This is a genomic window from Streptomyces coffeae, assembly GCF_016741875.1.
Lineage (GTDB): Bacteria > Actinomycetota > Actinomycetes > Streptomycetales > Streptomycetaceae > Streptomyces > Streptomyces coffeae.
Genome location: NZ_JAERRF010000036.1, coordinates 24101 through 39564, shown reverse-complemented (window position 1 = coordinate 39564; position 15464 = coordinate 24101). Strand labels below are relative to the sequence as shown.

Below are 15464 nucleotides of genomic sequence, written 5' to 3'. Positions count from 1 at the left end.
GTCCTGACCTGCGCAGAGACAACGTCGAGTGAGACGCCGACGTCCAGTCGTCTCCCATACCTGTGACGCCGGGCAGCACCGACCAAAGCGCCGAGAGCAGAGGACCGGTTTGCCCTGCTGCGCCCATCGTCTGTGCCCCCGTAACCTGGTTCTCAGGCTGTGCGCCGTGAGGTCTCCGGCGAGGGGATGTTGTCGGCAACTTCGATCCCCTCTTTTCGAGGGGATCGCCGGGGCCGCGGGCATCCTGTGCGTATGTTGGCTGACGCCGGATCAGGATGCCCCGGAATCCGGCGAATCGCCCGACATGCTGGAGAAGCAGCTTGCCCGCGCACCGCGGGCGACGCTCGCGACCCTGCGACGCGACCCGCGCGACCAGTGGCCCGAGCACACGAGGAAGCTGTACGACTTCCTTCTCGGCATCTACGGCGAGGACGACCCGCTGCCGACCCTCGCGGCCTCCTGGATCGCCCACCAGCGCTCGGCGAACACGCAGAAGTCCTACGCCCGCGGCTTCCGCACCTTCGAGGAGTACGCCCGCGAACACGGGACGCACCCCTTCGAGGTGCGGTTCATGCTCGCCGACACCTTCCGCATGCACCTGGAGACCGCCCCTACCTGGGTACGGGTCAAGGGCGGAGCGCGCGGCGAGATGGCTCCCACCGGCAAACCCCGCTCCGATGCCTCCCGCGCCAATGTGCTCTCCATCGCTTCGTCCTTCTACGACTACCTGGACAAGATCAGCGATGACACACGGCGGGAGAACCCGTTCGCCGCGGTGCTGCGGCCCATGGTCGACCGCGACTACTCAGCCACCGAGGGACTGACCGAGGAGCAGACCGCCCTCCTGCTGGCCACCGCCCGCGACCGGCACCAGCCCGCCGCGTACCGGCCTCGGGCCTACGCGCTGCTGCTCATGCTCTACACCGTCTGTCTGCGCATCGACTCCGCCCTGACCGCTCGGGTCGAAGACCTCGGCTACGACAGGGGCCACCACGTCATCAACGCCCGTATCAAGGGCGGCGCCCGGAAGAAGAAGCCCGTCCCGCCCGTCGCCTGGAACGCCCTGATGACCCACCTCGACGGCCGCACCGAGGGCCTGATCTTCCAGACCGCCACCGGCCAGCCGCTGGACGAGCCGCAGGTGTGGCGGCTCGTCCGCTCTTTGGCCAAGCGAGCTGGCCTCCCCCAGGCCGACTCCATCCACCCCCCACGTGATGAAGCACGACGCCATCACCCACGCCCTGGCCAAGCCCGGCGCCCGGATCGAGAAAGTCCAGGACTGGGCCGATCACAAGGACGCACGCACCACACAGCGATACAACCGCCGCCGCGGCCTCCTCGACGACTCCCCCGGCTACGGACTCACCGCCTCACTGCCTTTGGGAAGCGCTACGGGGGGTATCGTCGGATCCACGGCCAGCTCGCGGTCCTGGGGATCAAGGTCGCCGCCTCCACGGTCTGGGAGATGCTCCGCGAGCACGGCATCCCACCCGCACCCGAACGGCAGAGCGCCACCTGGCCGGGCTTCCTCCGCGGGCAGGCCGAGGCCCTTCTCGCCTGCGGATTTCGAAGTCGGCACTCTGACGGCGGCGCGCCGGTACGTCTTCGCCGTGATCGAGCACGCCACCAGGCGCATCCGGATCCTGGGTGCCACCGCACACCCTACTGGGGACTGGATCGTGCAGCTGAGACGCAATCTCCTCATGGACCTCAATGACGCGGGCAGCAGGGCGAAATTCCTGATCCGCGACCGCAGCTGGATACAGACCTGCCGCACCGAACTCCTGGACAGGACCTTGATCTGGAACCAGAGCCACCTCCTCCACGCACTGCGCGAATACGAGTCCTTCTACAACGAACACCGCCCGCACAGGGTCCCGGAACAAGCCACTCCCTGCCCCCGCTACCCACATCCACCACCCGACAAGCCCAGCTCACCCACCTGGAACTCCGCAGACGAAACCGACTTGGCGGAACCCTCCACCAGTACCAGCGAGCGGCCTGAGCTGTGCGGATGATGTATCGGCACCCGCAATCGCGGATCGGCACATGATATGGCTCCGTTCCCGTGGCCCGCGCCGTCGACGGCCTGCGAAGCTCCATGCCGACAAGTTCAGTCACCCAGTCGGAAGTGCAGCACGTGAGCGCCGCCGGTGGCGTAGTTCGGTACGTCGGCGACGACGGCATGGCCCTGTGGCGATTCCATCGCCTTGCCCATGGCCTCCACCGAATCGAATTCGGCCTCCCAAATGGCAAAGTACGGACTCTCACCGTCCACGGCAGAGACGTCGAAGCTGTGACGCATCGCTCTCATTCCGGGGAGCTTCGCGGCGAGCTGTAGATGGACGGAGGTGTAATAGTCCCGGAAGTGGTCCGGGTCAACCGGGTGCGGGTAGAGCACGGTCAGTCTGTGCATGGATTCGTATCCCTCAGTCGTGTCAGCAGGTCAGAGTCTGGCCGGACGACGGCCCGTTACGGCAGAACGGTGCCGTGCTTGGCAAGGAAAGCGCGCGTGCGGTCTGCTGTGGCGACGATCCGCCACTGCCGGTCCGGGTAGTCGAAGTTGTCGGTGAACTCGTCGGCTGCGGCTTTGTTCTCGTTCATCGCGCCCATGAGGCCGAGCAGGTGCGCTGGTGGCGGCTGCAGCATCAGGTTGGTCCATTGCGCGGCGCTGAGAACCACGTCGCTGCGGAGCTTGGCCACTCGTTGACAGAACATCTCGTCGAATCCGAGATCGTCGAGGATCGCCCTTCCAATGACCCAGGCGGAGTGCGAAGCCGAGTTGGCGCCCTGACCGAGCAGGGGATCCACGACGGCGTGCGCATCGCCTGCTGCCAGGGCGAAGGTCCCGCCGGGGAGTTCGGCGTAGTCGGCTCGTACCGTTGGCACGAGTGCGCCCTGGAGCAGGTCCTGCGGGCTGGTGAGTCGGAACTGTGCCGGGTCGATGCGCTCGAACGTGTCTGGGTGATGCTGTGCGACCTTGCTCAACACGGTCTTGGTGAACAGCGCAGGATCGTCGTCATATTTCAAATCGGCGAGGATCGCGAGGTCTCCGCCGGGGATGTTCTCGAAGAGCAACGCCGTGACGTGGCCCTCTCGGGAGAACATGGGAATCTCCAGGAGCTCGCCGTGGCCCGGAGACATGCTGATCGTCACGCCCTTGGGTTCCGACGGGGTCACACCGTGGTACAGGCCTACGCACAGGCGGCGCTGCGGTGCCTCGAAGGGGCTGTACTCCGGACGGCGCGGGAAGAGCGAGGTGAAAGCGCCCCGTCCGGCCGAGACGACCACCAAGTCGTGCTGGCCCGCCACCCCTTCGACGTCCTCGGTCCGGAGGGCGCCGATCCGGAGATCTCCACCGCGCTGCTGAAATACCTCGGTCAATTTGGGCAGGTACAGGCGGTAGTCGATCGCGGAGGACCCGCGAGAGAAATCACCGCGGAAGCGCAGCGGTCCGGAACCCCCGACGTAGTGGTGGTGACAGGTGTAGCCGTACTCCTCCACCGGCCAGAAATCCACGCCGAGATGCCTCTCCCGTTCCAGTGTCGGCGCATGGTGGGCCACACTGTTCAGCAGCCTTCCCGCGGCGATCTGTTGCGGCGTCTTGTCCGTGTAGATCGTGACTGGGACGTCGTGCTTGCGTAGCAGCAGTCCCAGATGCAGGCCGGCGACACCGGCCCCGACGATGCCGATATTCGGCATTCCATGCCTCCTTCAGATGCTTTTGACGGGCCGAGTCAGCCCAGATGGGTCCAGACGCTCTTGATTTCCGTGTAGAGCTCCAACGCGTGCTTGCCCATCTCCCGTCCCCAGCCGCTGGCCCTGAACCCGCCCCAGGGAGCGGCCGCGTCGGTGGGGTTGGGCATGTTCACAAAGACGGTGCCGGCCCGTATTGCCCCAGCCATTCGGTGTGCGGACGACAGGTCCCGGGTCCAGACGGATGCCGCGAGCCCGTACTCGGTGTCGTTGGCACGACGCACCACCTCGTCGGTGTCGTCGAACCGCATGACGGCCAGGACCGGTCCGAACACCTCCTCGCGCGCGATCGTCATGTCGTCCGTCACCGCGCTCAGCACGGTGGGCCGGTAGAAGTGCCCTGTGTCGCCGACGGCACGGCCGCCGGACACGAGTTGGGCGCCCTGCTTCGTTGCACCGTTCACCAGGTGCTCGACCTGTGCGAGGTGCTCGGAGGAGACCAGGGGGCCCAGTTGGGTGCGCGGGTCGAGTCCGGGGCCCACCACCATGGTCTCGGCGGCGGCGGCCAGCTTCGTGGTGAACTCGTCCAGTCGGTCGGAGTGCACGTAGAAGCGGGTGTAGGCGGCGCACACCTGACCGGAGTTGAGCAGTGCTCCCTGCAGACAGCCTGCGACGGCCGCATCGAGGTCGGCGTCGGGCAGGACCACTGCAGGCGCCTTGCCGCCGAGTTCCAGCGACACCCGTTTGAGGTTGTCGGCCGAGGCTCGCACGATCTCCCGGCCGACTTCGGTCGAACCGGTGAAGGAGACCTTGTCCACGTCAGGGTGCGCGACCAGGGCCTGCCCAGTCCGCGGCCCGCCGGTGAGCACATTGACGACTCCGGCGGGTACCCCGGCGTGCTGAATCAGCTCAGCCAGCCGCAGCGTGGTCAGCGGGGTCTGCTCGGCGGGCTTGATCACCACGGTGTTGGCGCACGCCAGTGCGGGTGCCAACTTCCAGCTCGCGATCATCAGCGGAAAGTTCCAGGGCGTGATCAGCGCGCATACCCCGACCGGCTCGCGCCGTGTGTACTGGAAGACTCCGGGGAACGAGACCGGCGAGGTCTCTCCCTCGATCTTTGTGACCCAGCCCGCGTAGTAGCGGAAGTGCTCGGCGGCCGCGGTGACCGAAACGTCACGCGCGATCGACAATGGCTGGCCCTGGTCGCGGGTCTCCAGCTCCGCGAGTTCGTCAGCGTTGGCCTCGATCAGGTCGGCAATCCGCCATAGCATCCGGGCTCGTTCAGCGGGGCTCAGGCCGGCCCATGCGGGGTCCTCCAGGGCTGAACGGGCTGCCGCGACCGCGGCATCCACGTCGGCGCCGCCCGCGTCGGCGACCAGCCCCAGCGGGCGGCCTGTGGCCGGGTCGGTGGTCTCGAACTGCCCCCCGCCACTGGCGTCGGCCCACTCTCCCCCTATGAACAACTGCCCCTTCACGAACATGCTGATCCCCTTGTCGTGCCGCCAGAATTGGCTGATGCGGACCACCATCAGCCCGGGGTCTCCGTGCGGGCTAGCACGTCACGGAACGGGACCTTGTCAGTTCGCGAACGGCCGAGTCGCGTTCACCACTGGGCCTGCTGACGGAAGTCGGTGGGGCTCATTCCGTACCGGGCCTTGAAGAGCCGGCTGAAATGTGCGGCGTCCGGAATCCCCCAGCTGGCCGCAACGGCGCTCACCGGGCGCGAGCGGTGGGCGGCGCTGACGAGGTCGTGACGGCACTTCTCCAGTCGTCGCAGCCGGATCCATCGGGCCACGCCACTGCCGTCTTCGGCAAACAGTCTCTGCAGGTAGCGCGTGGAGACGTGGAGCGCCGCGGCCACGGAGTCCGGGCACAGGTCCGGATCCCGCAGGTTGTCGTCGATCAAGGTCTTGGCCCGCAGCAGGAACGCGCTGGCACCGCTGTCGTGCTCGTCACCGAGCCGTTCTGCCAACAGGGCAGACATGACGTCGACCACGGCGTCGGCCAGTGCGGCGCCGGAGCTCCCGCTACCTTCGCGCAGCGTCCGGGTCAGGCGGGCCAGCAGAGGAGCGAGCAGTGATCCGGTTTCGTCGTCCCGGGCGATGCGATACGCGGTCACACTGCGATGTTGGGCCGGAGTCAGCAGCAGCCGCTCGCGGGGGAACATGAACACCGCCATGCGGGTCGGCTCGTCGAAGGCGAGCGTGTACGGCCGATCCGTGTCGTACAGCGCGAAGTCGCCCGGCCTGATCAACGCTTCACGACCGTCCTGCACGAGGAGTCCGTGGCCCTGCTCCTGTACGCCGAGCTTGTAGTAGCCGCGCGGGAACCGGGCCACGAGTCCCGGCGTCCGGTGCACTGTGTGGGCGTCGGCCTCGACTTCGGACACCAGGACGTTGCCCAGCTTGTGCACACGCATCCGAGCAGCGAACGTGGCGGCCCCAGCGGCGCTGGATTCCAGCGGGGCGAAGGCATGGGAGACCACGTGGCGCCAGTAGTCCAGACGCTCCGACGGCCCGACGTCACCCGTGCTGATCAGCCGGCCGGCCATCGCAGAGCCCACGGATCGTGCGTTGTCGATCTGCTTCACGTCGACCTCCATGGTTCGGTCACCATCCCACGTACGTTCGATGAACGCGCCGATTCGCTGCTGGGTCGCCAGGGCACGCCACTGCCGGTCGGGATGACCGACGTTGTCGGTGAATTCCATCGCCCAGCGCGAGTGCGACGCGCCCCTCCCCCCAGCGGAAGGAAGTCCTCCCGCACCGCGGATCCCGTGGAACAGTCCCGCGCACAACCGTCGTTGCGGCCGGTCGAACGGCGAATGGTCCGCGCGGCGCTGGAACAGGCCGCTGAGCAGCCCGCGCCCGGAGGCGACCACCAGAACGTCGTGCGCCGCCGCCGGCGCGCCGAGGTCGCGCGGCCCCACGGCTCGCGTTTCGATACGGCCGCCGCGCTCAGCGAAGTCGGCGGCCGGTCGCGGCAGGTACAGCCTGTGATGCACGGCACGTGACGGGTGGGCGAAGTCAGCCCGGAAGTGCAGCGCCTCGTCTCCCTCAGAACGTAGTGGTGGGGCTGGTCGACGTAGAGCGTTACGGGCACGTCGCGTTGGCGCAGCAACAAACCGAGGTGGAGACCGGGCACCCCGGCACCGATGATTCCTACACCCGACATAGGAGACCTGTTCTATAATCGAGTACTTTGCTCTTATTTCGTTTTGAGCAACCTAATGAACCGCCATGCGCATCACAAGCCTCGGAACCCCCTAGGTTGCCCCTAACAACACAGAGAGTGACACACGGAGCGCAGAACAGCCCGCGGCAAGGAGGGCATCAGCCCGCAGACCTCGGACCGGGATTGGTCGTGCTGGAGACGATCGCCGGACAGGGCGCCTCCACTGCCGCCGAGGTGTCCGCGGCCACAGGCCTGCGCGCTGCCACCTGCAGACGCAGGCTCGCATCGAGCTGCGGTCCGTGGCCGACGAGCTGGGCACGACCACTTTCCTCACCGTGCCCCACGGTGACGCAGCACTGACCGTGACGACCGTCGAACCACGTACCCACGCGGGACCGGTCGCGTACCGGCCCGGTGCGCGGCTTCCTTTGACCCTGGGCGCACCCGGCCTGGCCATCCGTCGGCACTGCCACCCCGGCTCGACGAGCGCCTGAGGTCACGCTCGCCCGCGAGCTGGAGCACGTGCGTACCCAGGGCGAGGTCGTGCCCGGGATCGTATCGCTCGCGGTGCCCGCGCCGTTGCCGCGATCCGGAGCGGCAAGCGTGTGCGTACTGTTCGCGGCGGGCGGGGTGGACGAGGAGCGGGCAGTTGTCCTGCTGCGCGATGCCGCAGTCTGCCTGGCTGCGGCATCGGAGTGAGCGATCGGGTGCGAGGAGCTCGGAGCAGCTGCCTTTCCGTGACATCCGCAAAGAGCCCGAGGCGCTCGGTGCGCCGCGACAGAACGGGCTCGGTGCCCGTTCAGGAGCGCTGCTTGGCTTCGATGTCGGCGGAGTGGGCGCTGATCTTTTCGAGCAGGCAGATCAACGTGCGCTGTTCGTCCTTGCTGAGAGCTCCCGCCCAGTCCTGCTCCCGAGCGTTGTGGGCTCGGAAGGCTTCGGTAATGGCCTGGTGCCCCTTCGGCGTGAGCCCGAGCAGTATGGCGCGTCCGTCGTAGGGGGCGCGTTCCTTCCTCACCAGGCCGTCGCGCTCAAGCGTATTGACGAGAGCGGAGACCGCGGCGCGACTCATGCCCGACAGCTCTGCGACTTTGCGAGCTTCCAGCGGTGCGGTGAGCCAGATCGCGAAGAGCACCCGGAAGCCCGGCCACGACCACCCTCGTGGGCGGTGGACCGTGGACTCAAGGTCATACACGAGCATGTTCGCGGCGCGATGAAGGCTGAGCACCATCCGCATCGCGAGTGCGTCGATGCCGGGCAGTTCCTTGGTCGTACGGGCGATCGCATGATCGATGAAGGACCAGAAGTGCAGGTCATCGCCGTCGGAATGTTCGAAATCGTCCTGGGTCACACCGGGAGTCTAGGTCGGACGGCCGGCCGCCCTGGGGTGACCGGGCAGGAGCGCCACGGGGCGGTCCATGACGGCACTCTTCGGGATAAGGGGCTTCACAAGCGCGCGGCAGAGGCGTACGGTCCCCCAAGTAATCAAAGCTTTGATTATCTGCCACTGCTCAGCGCTGCCGAGCACCCCGCGCCCCGGGGCACCGGGCATTCCGCCCGCCGGCCCCGCGACGCCGGCAGTGGATCCGTCTGCCTGTGAGGCGTTCCCGGCCCGTTCGCCGTCTCTACGGCCGGCGACCGATCAGAGGGAGTTCCCCATGTCCGAAACGCTTGCCCCGCCGAGCCCAGGTGCCCTGCGGTCGTGCATGTCCCGGTTCGCCACCGGCGTCACCGTCGTCACCTTCACCGGGGACGACGGGCCGCGCGGTGCGACCATGAATTCGTTCACCTCCGTCTCGACCGACCCGCCGCTGGTGCTGATCAGCGTCGCGCGCCGGGCCCGCTGCCACGGCCAGCTGCTCGACCGCCCGTTCTGCGTGAACATCCTCGGGGCGGAGCAGGTGCCCCTGGCCCTGCAGTTCGCCGGTTCCCCGGGCCACGCGGAACCACGTTGGGCGGCAGGCACACGCGTACCGCGGCTCGGGAATCCATTGGCCTGGGTCGAGTGTGATCCATGGCGTGCGTACGACGGCGGTGACCACACGCTCGTCGTCGGGCGAGTCACCGGCCTGGGCCATCGCGACGGCGACGCCCTCACCTACACGTGGAGCCGCTTCGGCACGGCCATGGAGGCCGCCGAAGGCCACGAACACCTCATCTGACCGCCTGCACACCTCACAAGGAGGATTCCCATGGCCGCACGATCCGGAAAAGAGTTCCTGGAGCGCCTGGCTGCTTCCCGCCCCACGATTCACATCCAGGGCGAGACCCTCACCGGAGGAGTCCAGGACCACCCCGCTTTCCGTAACGTGGTGCGCACCTACTCCGAGCTGTACGACCTGCAGCACGACTCCGCCCACAAGGACGTGCTCACCTACACCTCGCCGACCTCAAACGAGCCCGTCGGTACGTCCTTCATGGTCCCCAAGACCCCGGAGGACCTGGCCAAGCGGCGAGCCGCCTTCAAGACCTGGGCCGACCACAGCCTCGGCATGCTCGGCCGTACCGGCGACTACATGAACAGTTCCCTCATGGCGCTCGCCTCGGCCGCCGACTGGTTCGCCCAGTCCAACCCTGACTTCGGCGAGAATATACGCCGCTACTACGAGAAGGTCCGCGAAGAGGACCTTCTGTGCACGCACACGCTGATCCCGCCGCAGGTCAACCGCGCTGTGGCCGGCACCGAGCAGGCCGGCGGCAAGCTGGCGGCGCGGATCGTCAAGGAGGACGACAACGGCGTCGTCATCCGCGGCGCGCGCATGCTGGCCACCATCGCACCGTTCGCCGACGAAATGCTGGTCTTCCCCTCGACCGTGCTGCGCGGCACGCCCGAGGACAAGCCGTACTCGTACGCCTTCGCCATCCCCAACGACACCCCCGGTCTGCGCTACATCGCCCGCGAGCCCCTCGACTACGACCGCCCACGCCACGACCACCCGCTCGCCTCCCGCTTCGAGGAGTCGGACTGCGTCGTCGTCTTCGACAACGTGCACGTGCCCTACGAGCGCTGCTTCGCGCTCGGCGACGCCGAGCTGTGCAACGGCTTCTACTCGCAGACGTCGTCCGTGGTGCACATGACCCACCAGGTCGTCACCCGCACCACCGCCAAGACCGAGTACATCCTCGGCCTGGTGTCGCTGCTGACCGAGGCCATCGGCATCGAGCAGTTCCAGCATGTCCAGGAGGACATCGCCGAGATCATCGCTACGCTGGAGATGCTGCGCGCCTTCCTGCGCGCCGCCGAGGCGGACGCCGTGGTCAACGAGTACGGCGTGCTCACGCCCGCCTTCGCGCCGCTCAACGCGGCCCGCAACCTCTACCCGAAGCTGTACCAGCGCTTCCCGCAGATCTTGCGTAAGCTCGGCGCCTCCGGTCTGATGGCCACCCCGACCGAACTCGACGTCACCGGCCCCGCGTCCGCGGACATCGAGGCGTACCTGCAGTCCGCGGCCCTCTCCGGCGCTGAGCGAGTGAAGCTGTTCCGCCTGGTGTGGGACACCTGCATCTCCGCGTTCTCCAGCCGCCAGGCGCTGTACGAGTACTACTTCTTCGGCGACCCGGTCCGGATGGCGGGCGCGTACGTGAAGTCGTACGATCGCGAGCCGTACAAGGCGAAGGTCCATGCCTTCCTCGACCGCGCCTGACCCGGGGGCCGACATGACACACCCCCTGGGCAATCCCCCCTCGAAGATCATTGCGGTTCATCTCAACTATCTCAGCCGCGCGAAGGAGCGCGGTCGCGTCCCCGCCCAGCCGTCTTACTTCCTCAAGCCGCCCTCCTCACTCGCGGGGACGCAGGAGGCCATCGTCCGGCCGGCCGACTGCGAACTCCTCGGTTTCGAGGGCGAGATCGCACTCGTCATCGGCTCGCGCGCGCAACGCGTGGCGCCGGAGGACGGCTGGTCGCACGTCCGCTGGGTCACGGCCGCCAACGACGCGGGCGTCTACGACCTGCGGTACGCCGACCGCGGCTCCAACCTCCGTTCCAAGGGCGCCGACGGCTTCACGCCGATCGGGCCACGGCTGCTGGATGCACGCCGACTCGACCAGGACGCACTGCGGTTGAGAACGTGGGTAAACGGTGACCTGGTGCAGGACGACACCACCGACACCCTCCTCTTTCCCTTCGGGCAGCTCATCGCCGACCTGTCACGGCTGGTCACCCTGGAACCCGGCGACGTCATCCTCACCGGCACTCCGGCCGGTGCCTCGGTCGTGCGGCCCGGTGACGTGGTGGAGGTCGAGGTCACCGGCGGTGAGCTGTCCACCGGACGCCTCAGGAACCCGATCGCAAAGGGCGACGCCCTCGCCCCCTACGGGGCGACGCCCAGGACCGATGCGGCCGATCGCGAGGCCGCGTACGGAGCGGCGTACGAACCGGAGCCGGTGCTCGACCCTCGTCTCGCGGACGGACTGCGCTCGGTCGCCGTGGCGACGCTGAGCGCCCAGCTGCGCGGGCGCGGCCTGCCCCACATGTCGGTCGACGGCGTACGGCCCGTCACCTCCATGGCCGGGAACCTGGTCGGTGTCGCCCACACCCTGCGCTATTTGCCGCTGCGCGAGGACCTGTTCACGAAGTACGGCACCGGCATGAACGCCCAGAAGCGGGCCATAGAAGAACTGCGGCCCGGACACATCCTGGTGATGGACGCCCGGCGGGACGCCACCGCCGGAACGCTCGGCGACATTCTCGCGCTGCGGGCGATGCGGCGGGGCGCGGCCGGCGTAGTCACCGACGGCGCGGTCCGCGACAGCGCCGCCATCGCCGGGATGGGCATGCCGGTGTACGCGGCAGGCAGTCACCCCTCCGTCCTCGGCCGACGCCACGTCCCCTGGGACACGGGCACGCCCGTCGCCTGCGGCGGGGCCCTGGTCCAGCCCGGCGACCTGCTCGTCGGCGACGACGACGGTGTGGTCGTCGTACCGCCGGACCTCGCCGACGACCTGGTCGCCGACTGCCAGGAGCAGGAGCGGCAGGAGCGGTTCATCGCCGAGCAGGTCGCCGCGGGCGAGAGCGTCGACAGCCTGTATCCGCTGGGCCCGGCCTGGCGGGACGCATACGAGAACTGGTGCAAGGGAGAGTCACAGTGAAATTCCGCAGCGACCCGTCCGTCATCCGCGGATCCATCGCCCCGGTCGTCACGCCGTTCACCGCGGACGGCGCCGTCGACCACGACAGTCTGCGCGGCCTGATCCGCTTCCAGTTGGAGTCGGGTTCGCACGGGATCTCGCTGGGCGGCTCGACCGGTGAACCCAGCGCGCAGAGCGTCGCCGAACGGATCGCTGGCATCCGCACCGCAGTGGAGGAGGTCGGTGACCGTGTGCCGTTCCTGCCCGGCACCGGCTCCCACAAGCTCGACGAGACCCTCGAAATCACGGCCGCCGCACGGGACGTGGGCGCGGACGCGGCACTGGTCATCACGCCGTACTACGCCCGACCCACGCAGGAGGCGCTCTACCAGTGGTACGCCACGGTCTCCCGCGAGTTCCCGGATCTGCCGATCGTGGCCTACAACGTGCCCTCGCGCACCGCCGTGGACATAGCGCCGGAAACGGTGAAGCGGCTGTTCACCGACTTCGACAACTTCGTCGGGATCAAGGAGACCACGAAGGACTTCGAGCATTTCTCCCGGGTACTGCACGCCTGCGGCCGCTCGCTGCTGGTGTGGTCGGGCATCGAGCTGCTGTGTCTGCCGCTGCTGGCACTGGGCGGAGCGGGATTCGTGAGCGCGGTCGCCAACCTCGCGCCCAGTGCCGTGGGGCGCATGTACGAGCTGTGGGAGGCAGGCGACTTCGACGCCGCCCGCGACCTGCACTACCGCCTGCACCCGCTGGTCGACCTCCTGTTCGTCGAGACGAACCCGGCCCCTGCGAAGTGGGTCCTCGCCCAACAGGGGCGCATCGCCAGCGCGTTCGTGCGGCCGCCGCTCATACAGCCGACCGACCCGGGCCTCGCCCGGATCCGCGCGCTGCTCGCCGAGGGCGGCGACCTCACCGCACAGATCGGAGCCATCCAGTGATCCTTCCCGAGAACCTGCCCCCGGTCATCCGGCACTGGATCGGCGGCGAACTCACCGACGCCGCCGACGGCCGCACCTTCGACGTCACCGATCCGGTGTCCAACGCGCCCTACGCTCAGGCCGCGCGCGGCGCCGCGGCCGATGTCGACCGGGCCGTGGCTGCCGCCCGTGTCGCCTTCCCCGAGTGGTCCCGGCTGTCCAACCGAGCGCGCGCAACCACGCTGTACCGCATCGCCGACGCCGTCGAGGCACGCCATGACCGACTCGCCGCCTTCGAGTCGTTCGACTCCGGACTATCGATCACCCAGGCCCGTGGCCAGGCCCGACGCGCGGCCGAGAACTTCCGTTACTTCGCGGACGTCATCGTGGCGCTCGGCGAGGAAGCGTACCGACAGGGCGAGGCCCAGTTCTCCTACGTCGTACGCCAGCCCGTCGGGGTCGCCGGGCTGATCACGCCCTGGAACACCCCGTTCATGCTGGAAAGCTGGAAGCTTGCCCCTGCCCTCGCCGCCGGCTGCACGCTCGTATTGAAGCCCGCCGAGTGGACGCCGCTGTCGGCGAGTCTGTGGCAGGAGATCTTCGACGAGGCCGGGGTTCCGGCCGGAGTCGTCAACATCGTCCACGGCATCGGCGAGGAGGCCGGACAGGCTCTCGTCGACCACCCGGACGTGCCGCTGATCTCCTTCACCGGGTCCACCGACACCGGCCGGCACATCATCCGGTCCTCGGCCCAGCATCTGAAGACCACTTCGATGGAGCTGGGCGGCAAGTCGCCGGTCGTCGTCTTCGCGGACGCCGATCTCGAAGCGGCCCTGGATTCCGTTGTGTTCGGGGTGTTCTCACTCAACGGCGAGCGCTGCACGGCTGGTTCGCGGGTGCTGGTCGAGCGTCCGCTGTACGAGGAGTTCACGCGCCGACTGGCTGAGCGGGCCGCGAACGTGCGTGTCGGGCTGCCCTCCGACCCGGCCACAGAGGTCGGCGCGCTGGTCCACCCCGAGCACTACGCACGTGTCCTGGACTACGTGGAGATCGGCAAGAAGGAGGCCAGGCTCGTCGCGGGCGGCACACGCCCAGCCCATCTCGCCGAGGGCAACTACCTCCAGCCGACCGTCTTCGCCGACGTCGAGCGCGACGCCCGTATCTTCCAGGAGGAGATCTTCGGACCGGTCGTCGTTCTTGCGCCCTTCGACGACGAGGACGAGGCGATCGAGCTGGCCAACGCCACCCAGTACGGCCTTGCCGCCTACATCTGGACCGGCGACCTCAAGCGCGGCCACCGCCTCGCGCACGCCGTCGAGTCCGGCATGGTCTGGCTCAACTCCCACAACATCCGTGACCTGCGTACCCCTTTCGGCGGGGTCAAGGCATCCGGCGTCGGCCGCGAGGGCGGCGCCCGCTCCATCGACTTCTACACCGAATCGAAGATCGTCCACGTCGCCCTCGGCGATGTGCACACCCCCCGCTTCGGAGCCGCCCGATGAACACGCCCGTGCACACCGACGCCCCCGACGTCATCCGGTCCGCATACGCCCAACTCGCCGTCACCGACCTCCGCGCCGCCCGCTGGTTCTGGGTGGACATGCTCGGCTTCCACCTGCAGTACGAGGACTCCACGTCCCTGTATCTGCGCGGCACTGATGAACTCACCCACCACTCCCTGGTACTGCGCAAGGGTGAGCTCGCCGCCCTCGACCACATCGCCTACCGAGTGCGCACCCCCGAGGACGTTGACAAGGCGGAGAAGTTCTTCACCCAGCTCCGCTGCCCGGTAAGGCGGTTGAAGCAGGGCGAGGGGGCGCAGGGCGTCGGCGACGCCGTCCGCGTCATCGATCCGCTCGGCTTCCCCGTCGAGTTCTTCCACGAGATCGAGCACGCCGAGCGCCTCATCCAGCGCTACGACATCCGTCGCGGCGCCGAGATCGCCCGCCTGGACCACTTCAACATCTGCACCCCGGACATCCCGGCCGCCTACGCCCACTACAAGTCGCTCGGTTTTGGCTGCTCGGAGACCATCGAGGGCGACGAGCACGAGCTGTACGCGGCCTGGATGTACCGCAAGCAGACCGTCCACGACGTCGCCTTCACCGGCGGCGCCGGACCCCGCCTGCACCACCTGGGGGTGGCCACCCACGAATCGCACCAAATCCTGCGCTGCGCCGACATCTTCGGCTCACTGCGCAAGGAGCACCACATCGAGCGGGGGCCCGGACGGCACGGCGTCTCCAACGCCTTCTACCTGTACCTGCGCGACCCCGACGGCCACCGCGTCGAGATCTACACCTCGGACTACTACACCGGCGACCCCGACCACGAGACCTACCGCTGGAACGTCCACGACGACCGCCGCCGCGACTTCTGGGGCAACGCGGTCATCGAGTCCTGGTACAAGGAGGCCACCCCCGTCCTCGGCCTCGACGGGCGTCCGCTGTCCGTCTCCGATGCCCTCGTGGACGAGTCGGCCGTACAGGTCGGCGCGGACGGTCTCGGGTGACGACCGCACAACCGCCTGCCAGGTGAAGTGTGACGGGCGGGGTCCGGAGGAGGCCGTCCGGCGTGCCGCCGACGGTCTGCGCACGG

At 68.2% G+C, this 15464-nt stretch carries 14 protein-coding genes; 9 read left to right on the top strand and 5 right to left on the bottom strand.

Annotated features, from left to right (window positions below; all coding sequences use genetic code 11):
• Nucleotides 1–304: 304 nt before the first annotated feature.
• Both JK363_RS36365 and JK363_RS43245 read left to right on the top strand, forming a co-directional pair.
• Nucleotides 305–1717 (top strand): tyrosine-type recombinase/integrase, encoded by a 1413-nt coding sequence (locus JK363_RS36365; protein ID WP_236076395.1) that lies wholly within the window; start codon nt 305–307, stop codon nt 1715–1717.
• Nucleotides 1704–2018 carry an integrase core domain-containing protein gene (locus JK363_RS43245; protein ID WP_236076394.1) on the top strand — a complete coding sequence of 105 codons (315 nt, stop codon included), beginning with the start codon at nt 1704–1706 and terminating at the stop codon, nt 2016–2018. The genes JK363_RS36365 and JK363_RS43245 overlap by 14 nt, the downstream gene beginning before the upstream one ends.
• Nucleotides 2019–2113: 95 nt before the next feature.
• On the opposite strand, the gene JK363_RS36360 is transcribed toward JK363_RS43245, so the two are convergent.
• The 4 genes from JK363_RS36360 to JK363_RS36345 form a co-directional block, all read right to left on the bottom strand.
• On the bottom strand, nt 2114–2416 hold the full coding sequence (locus JK363_RS36360; protein WP_201882092.1) for an EthD family reductase: 303 nt from the start codon (nt 2414–2416) through the stop codon (nt 2114–2116).
• A gap of 56 nt (nt 2417–2472) precedes the next feature.
• On the bottom strand, nt 2473–3702 hold the full coding sequence (locus tag JK363_RS36355) for a styrene monooxygenase/indole monooxygenase family protein (protein ID WP_201882091.1): 1230 nt from the start codon (nt 3700–3702) through the stop codon (nt 2473–2475).
• A gap of 35 nt (nt 3703–3737) precedes the next feature.
• Nucleotides 3738–5225: an aldehyde dehydrogenase family protein gene (locus tag JK363_RS36350; RefSeq protein ID WP_236076393.1), complete on the bottom strand. Its 1488-nt coding sequence runs from the start codon at nt 5223–5225 to the stop codon at nt 3738–3740.
• 74 nt (nt 5226–5299) lie between these two features.
• The gene (locus JK363_RS36345) at nt 5300–6700 is read right to left on the bottom strand and encodes an AraC-like ligand-binding domain-containing protein (RefSeq protein WP_201882090.1); all 1401 of its coding nucleotides are present in this window, start codon (nt 6698–6700) and stop codon (nt 5300–5302) included.
• 469 nt (nt 6701–7169) lie between these two features.
• Between JK363_RS36345 and JK363_RS36340 the strand changes: the two genes are divergently transcribed.
• Complete coding sequence (locus tag JK363_RS36340) at nt 7170–7364, top strand: IclR family transcriptional regulator (RefSeq protein ID WP_201882089.1); 195 nt, start codon at nt 7170–7172, stop codon at nt 7362–7364.
• Nucleotides 7365–7669: 305 nt separating this feature from the next.
• Here JK363_RS36340 and JK363_RS36335 read toward each other — a convergent pair whose 3' ends face one another.
• Nucleotides 7670–8218, bottom strand: coding sequence for a MarR family winged helix-turn-helix transcriptional regulator (locus JK363_RS36335; RefSeq protein ID WP_307822009.1), 549 nt, complete (start codon nt 8216–8218; stop codon nt 7670–7672).
• Between the two features lie 307 nt (nt 8219–8525).
• Here JK363_RS36335 and JK363_RS36330 point away from each other — a divergent pair, with 307 nt between their 5' ends.
• Genes JK363_RS36330 through hpaD form a run of 6 tightly spaced genes read left to right on the top strand, consistent with a single transcriptional unit; the run spans nt 8526 to nt 15378 of the window.
• Nucleotides 8526–9029 carry a flavin reductase family protein gene (locus JK363_RS36330; RefSeq protein ID WP_201882087.1) on the top strand — a complete coding sequence of 168 codons (504 nt, stop codon included), beginning with the start codon at nt 8526–8528 and terminating at the stop codon, nt 9027–9029.
• A gap of 30 nt (nt 9030–9059) precedes the next feature.
• On the top strand, nt 9060–10511 hold the full coding sequence (gene hpaB, locus JK363_RS36325) for a 4-hydroxyphenylacetate 3-monooxygenase, oxygenase component (RefSeq protein WP_201882086.1): 1452 nt from the start codon (nt 9060–9062) through the stop codon (nt 10509–10511).
• A gap of 13 nt (nt 10512–10524) precedes the next feature.
• Nucleotides 10525–11958 carry a fumarylacetoacetate hydrolase family protein gene (locus JK363_RS36320; protein ID WP_201882085.1) on the top strand — a complete coding sequence of 478 codons (1434 nt, stop codon included), beginning with the start codon at nt 10525–10527 and terminating at the stop codon, nt 11956–11958.
• A complete protein-coding gene (dapA, locus tag JK363_RS36315; RefSeq protein ID WP_201882084.1) occupies nt 11955–12887 on the top strand; it encodes a 4-hydroxy-tetrahydrodipicolinate synthase in 933 nt (310 codons plus the stop codon). Before JK363_RS36320 ends, dapA begins: the two co-directional genes overlap by 4 nt.
• Nucleotides 12884–14368 carry a 5-carboxymethyl-2-hydroxymuconate semialdehyde dehydrogenase gene (hpaE, locus tag JK363_RS36310; RefSeq protein WP_201882083.1) on the top strand — a complete coding sequence of 495 codons (1485 nt, stop codon included), beginning with the start codon at nt 12884–12886 and terminating at the stop codon, nt 14366–14368. The genes dapA and hpaE overlap by 4 nt, the downstream gene beginning before the upstream one ends.
• Nucleotides 14365–15378 (top strand): 3,4-dihydroxyphenylacetate 2,3-dioxygenase, encoded by a 1014-nt coding sequence (hpaD, locus tag JK363_RS36305; RefSeq protein WP_201882082.1) that lies wholly within the window; start codon nt 14365–14367, stop codon nt 15376–15378. The genes hpaE and hpaD overlap by 4 nt, the downstream gene beginning before the upstream one ends.
• Nucleotides 15379–15464 lie beyond the last annotated feature (86 nt).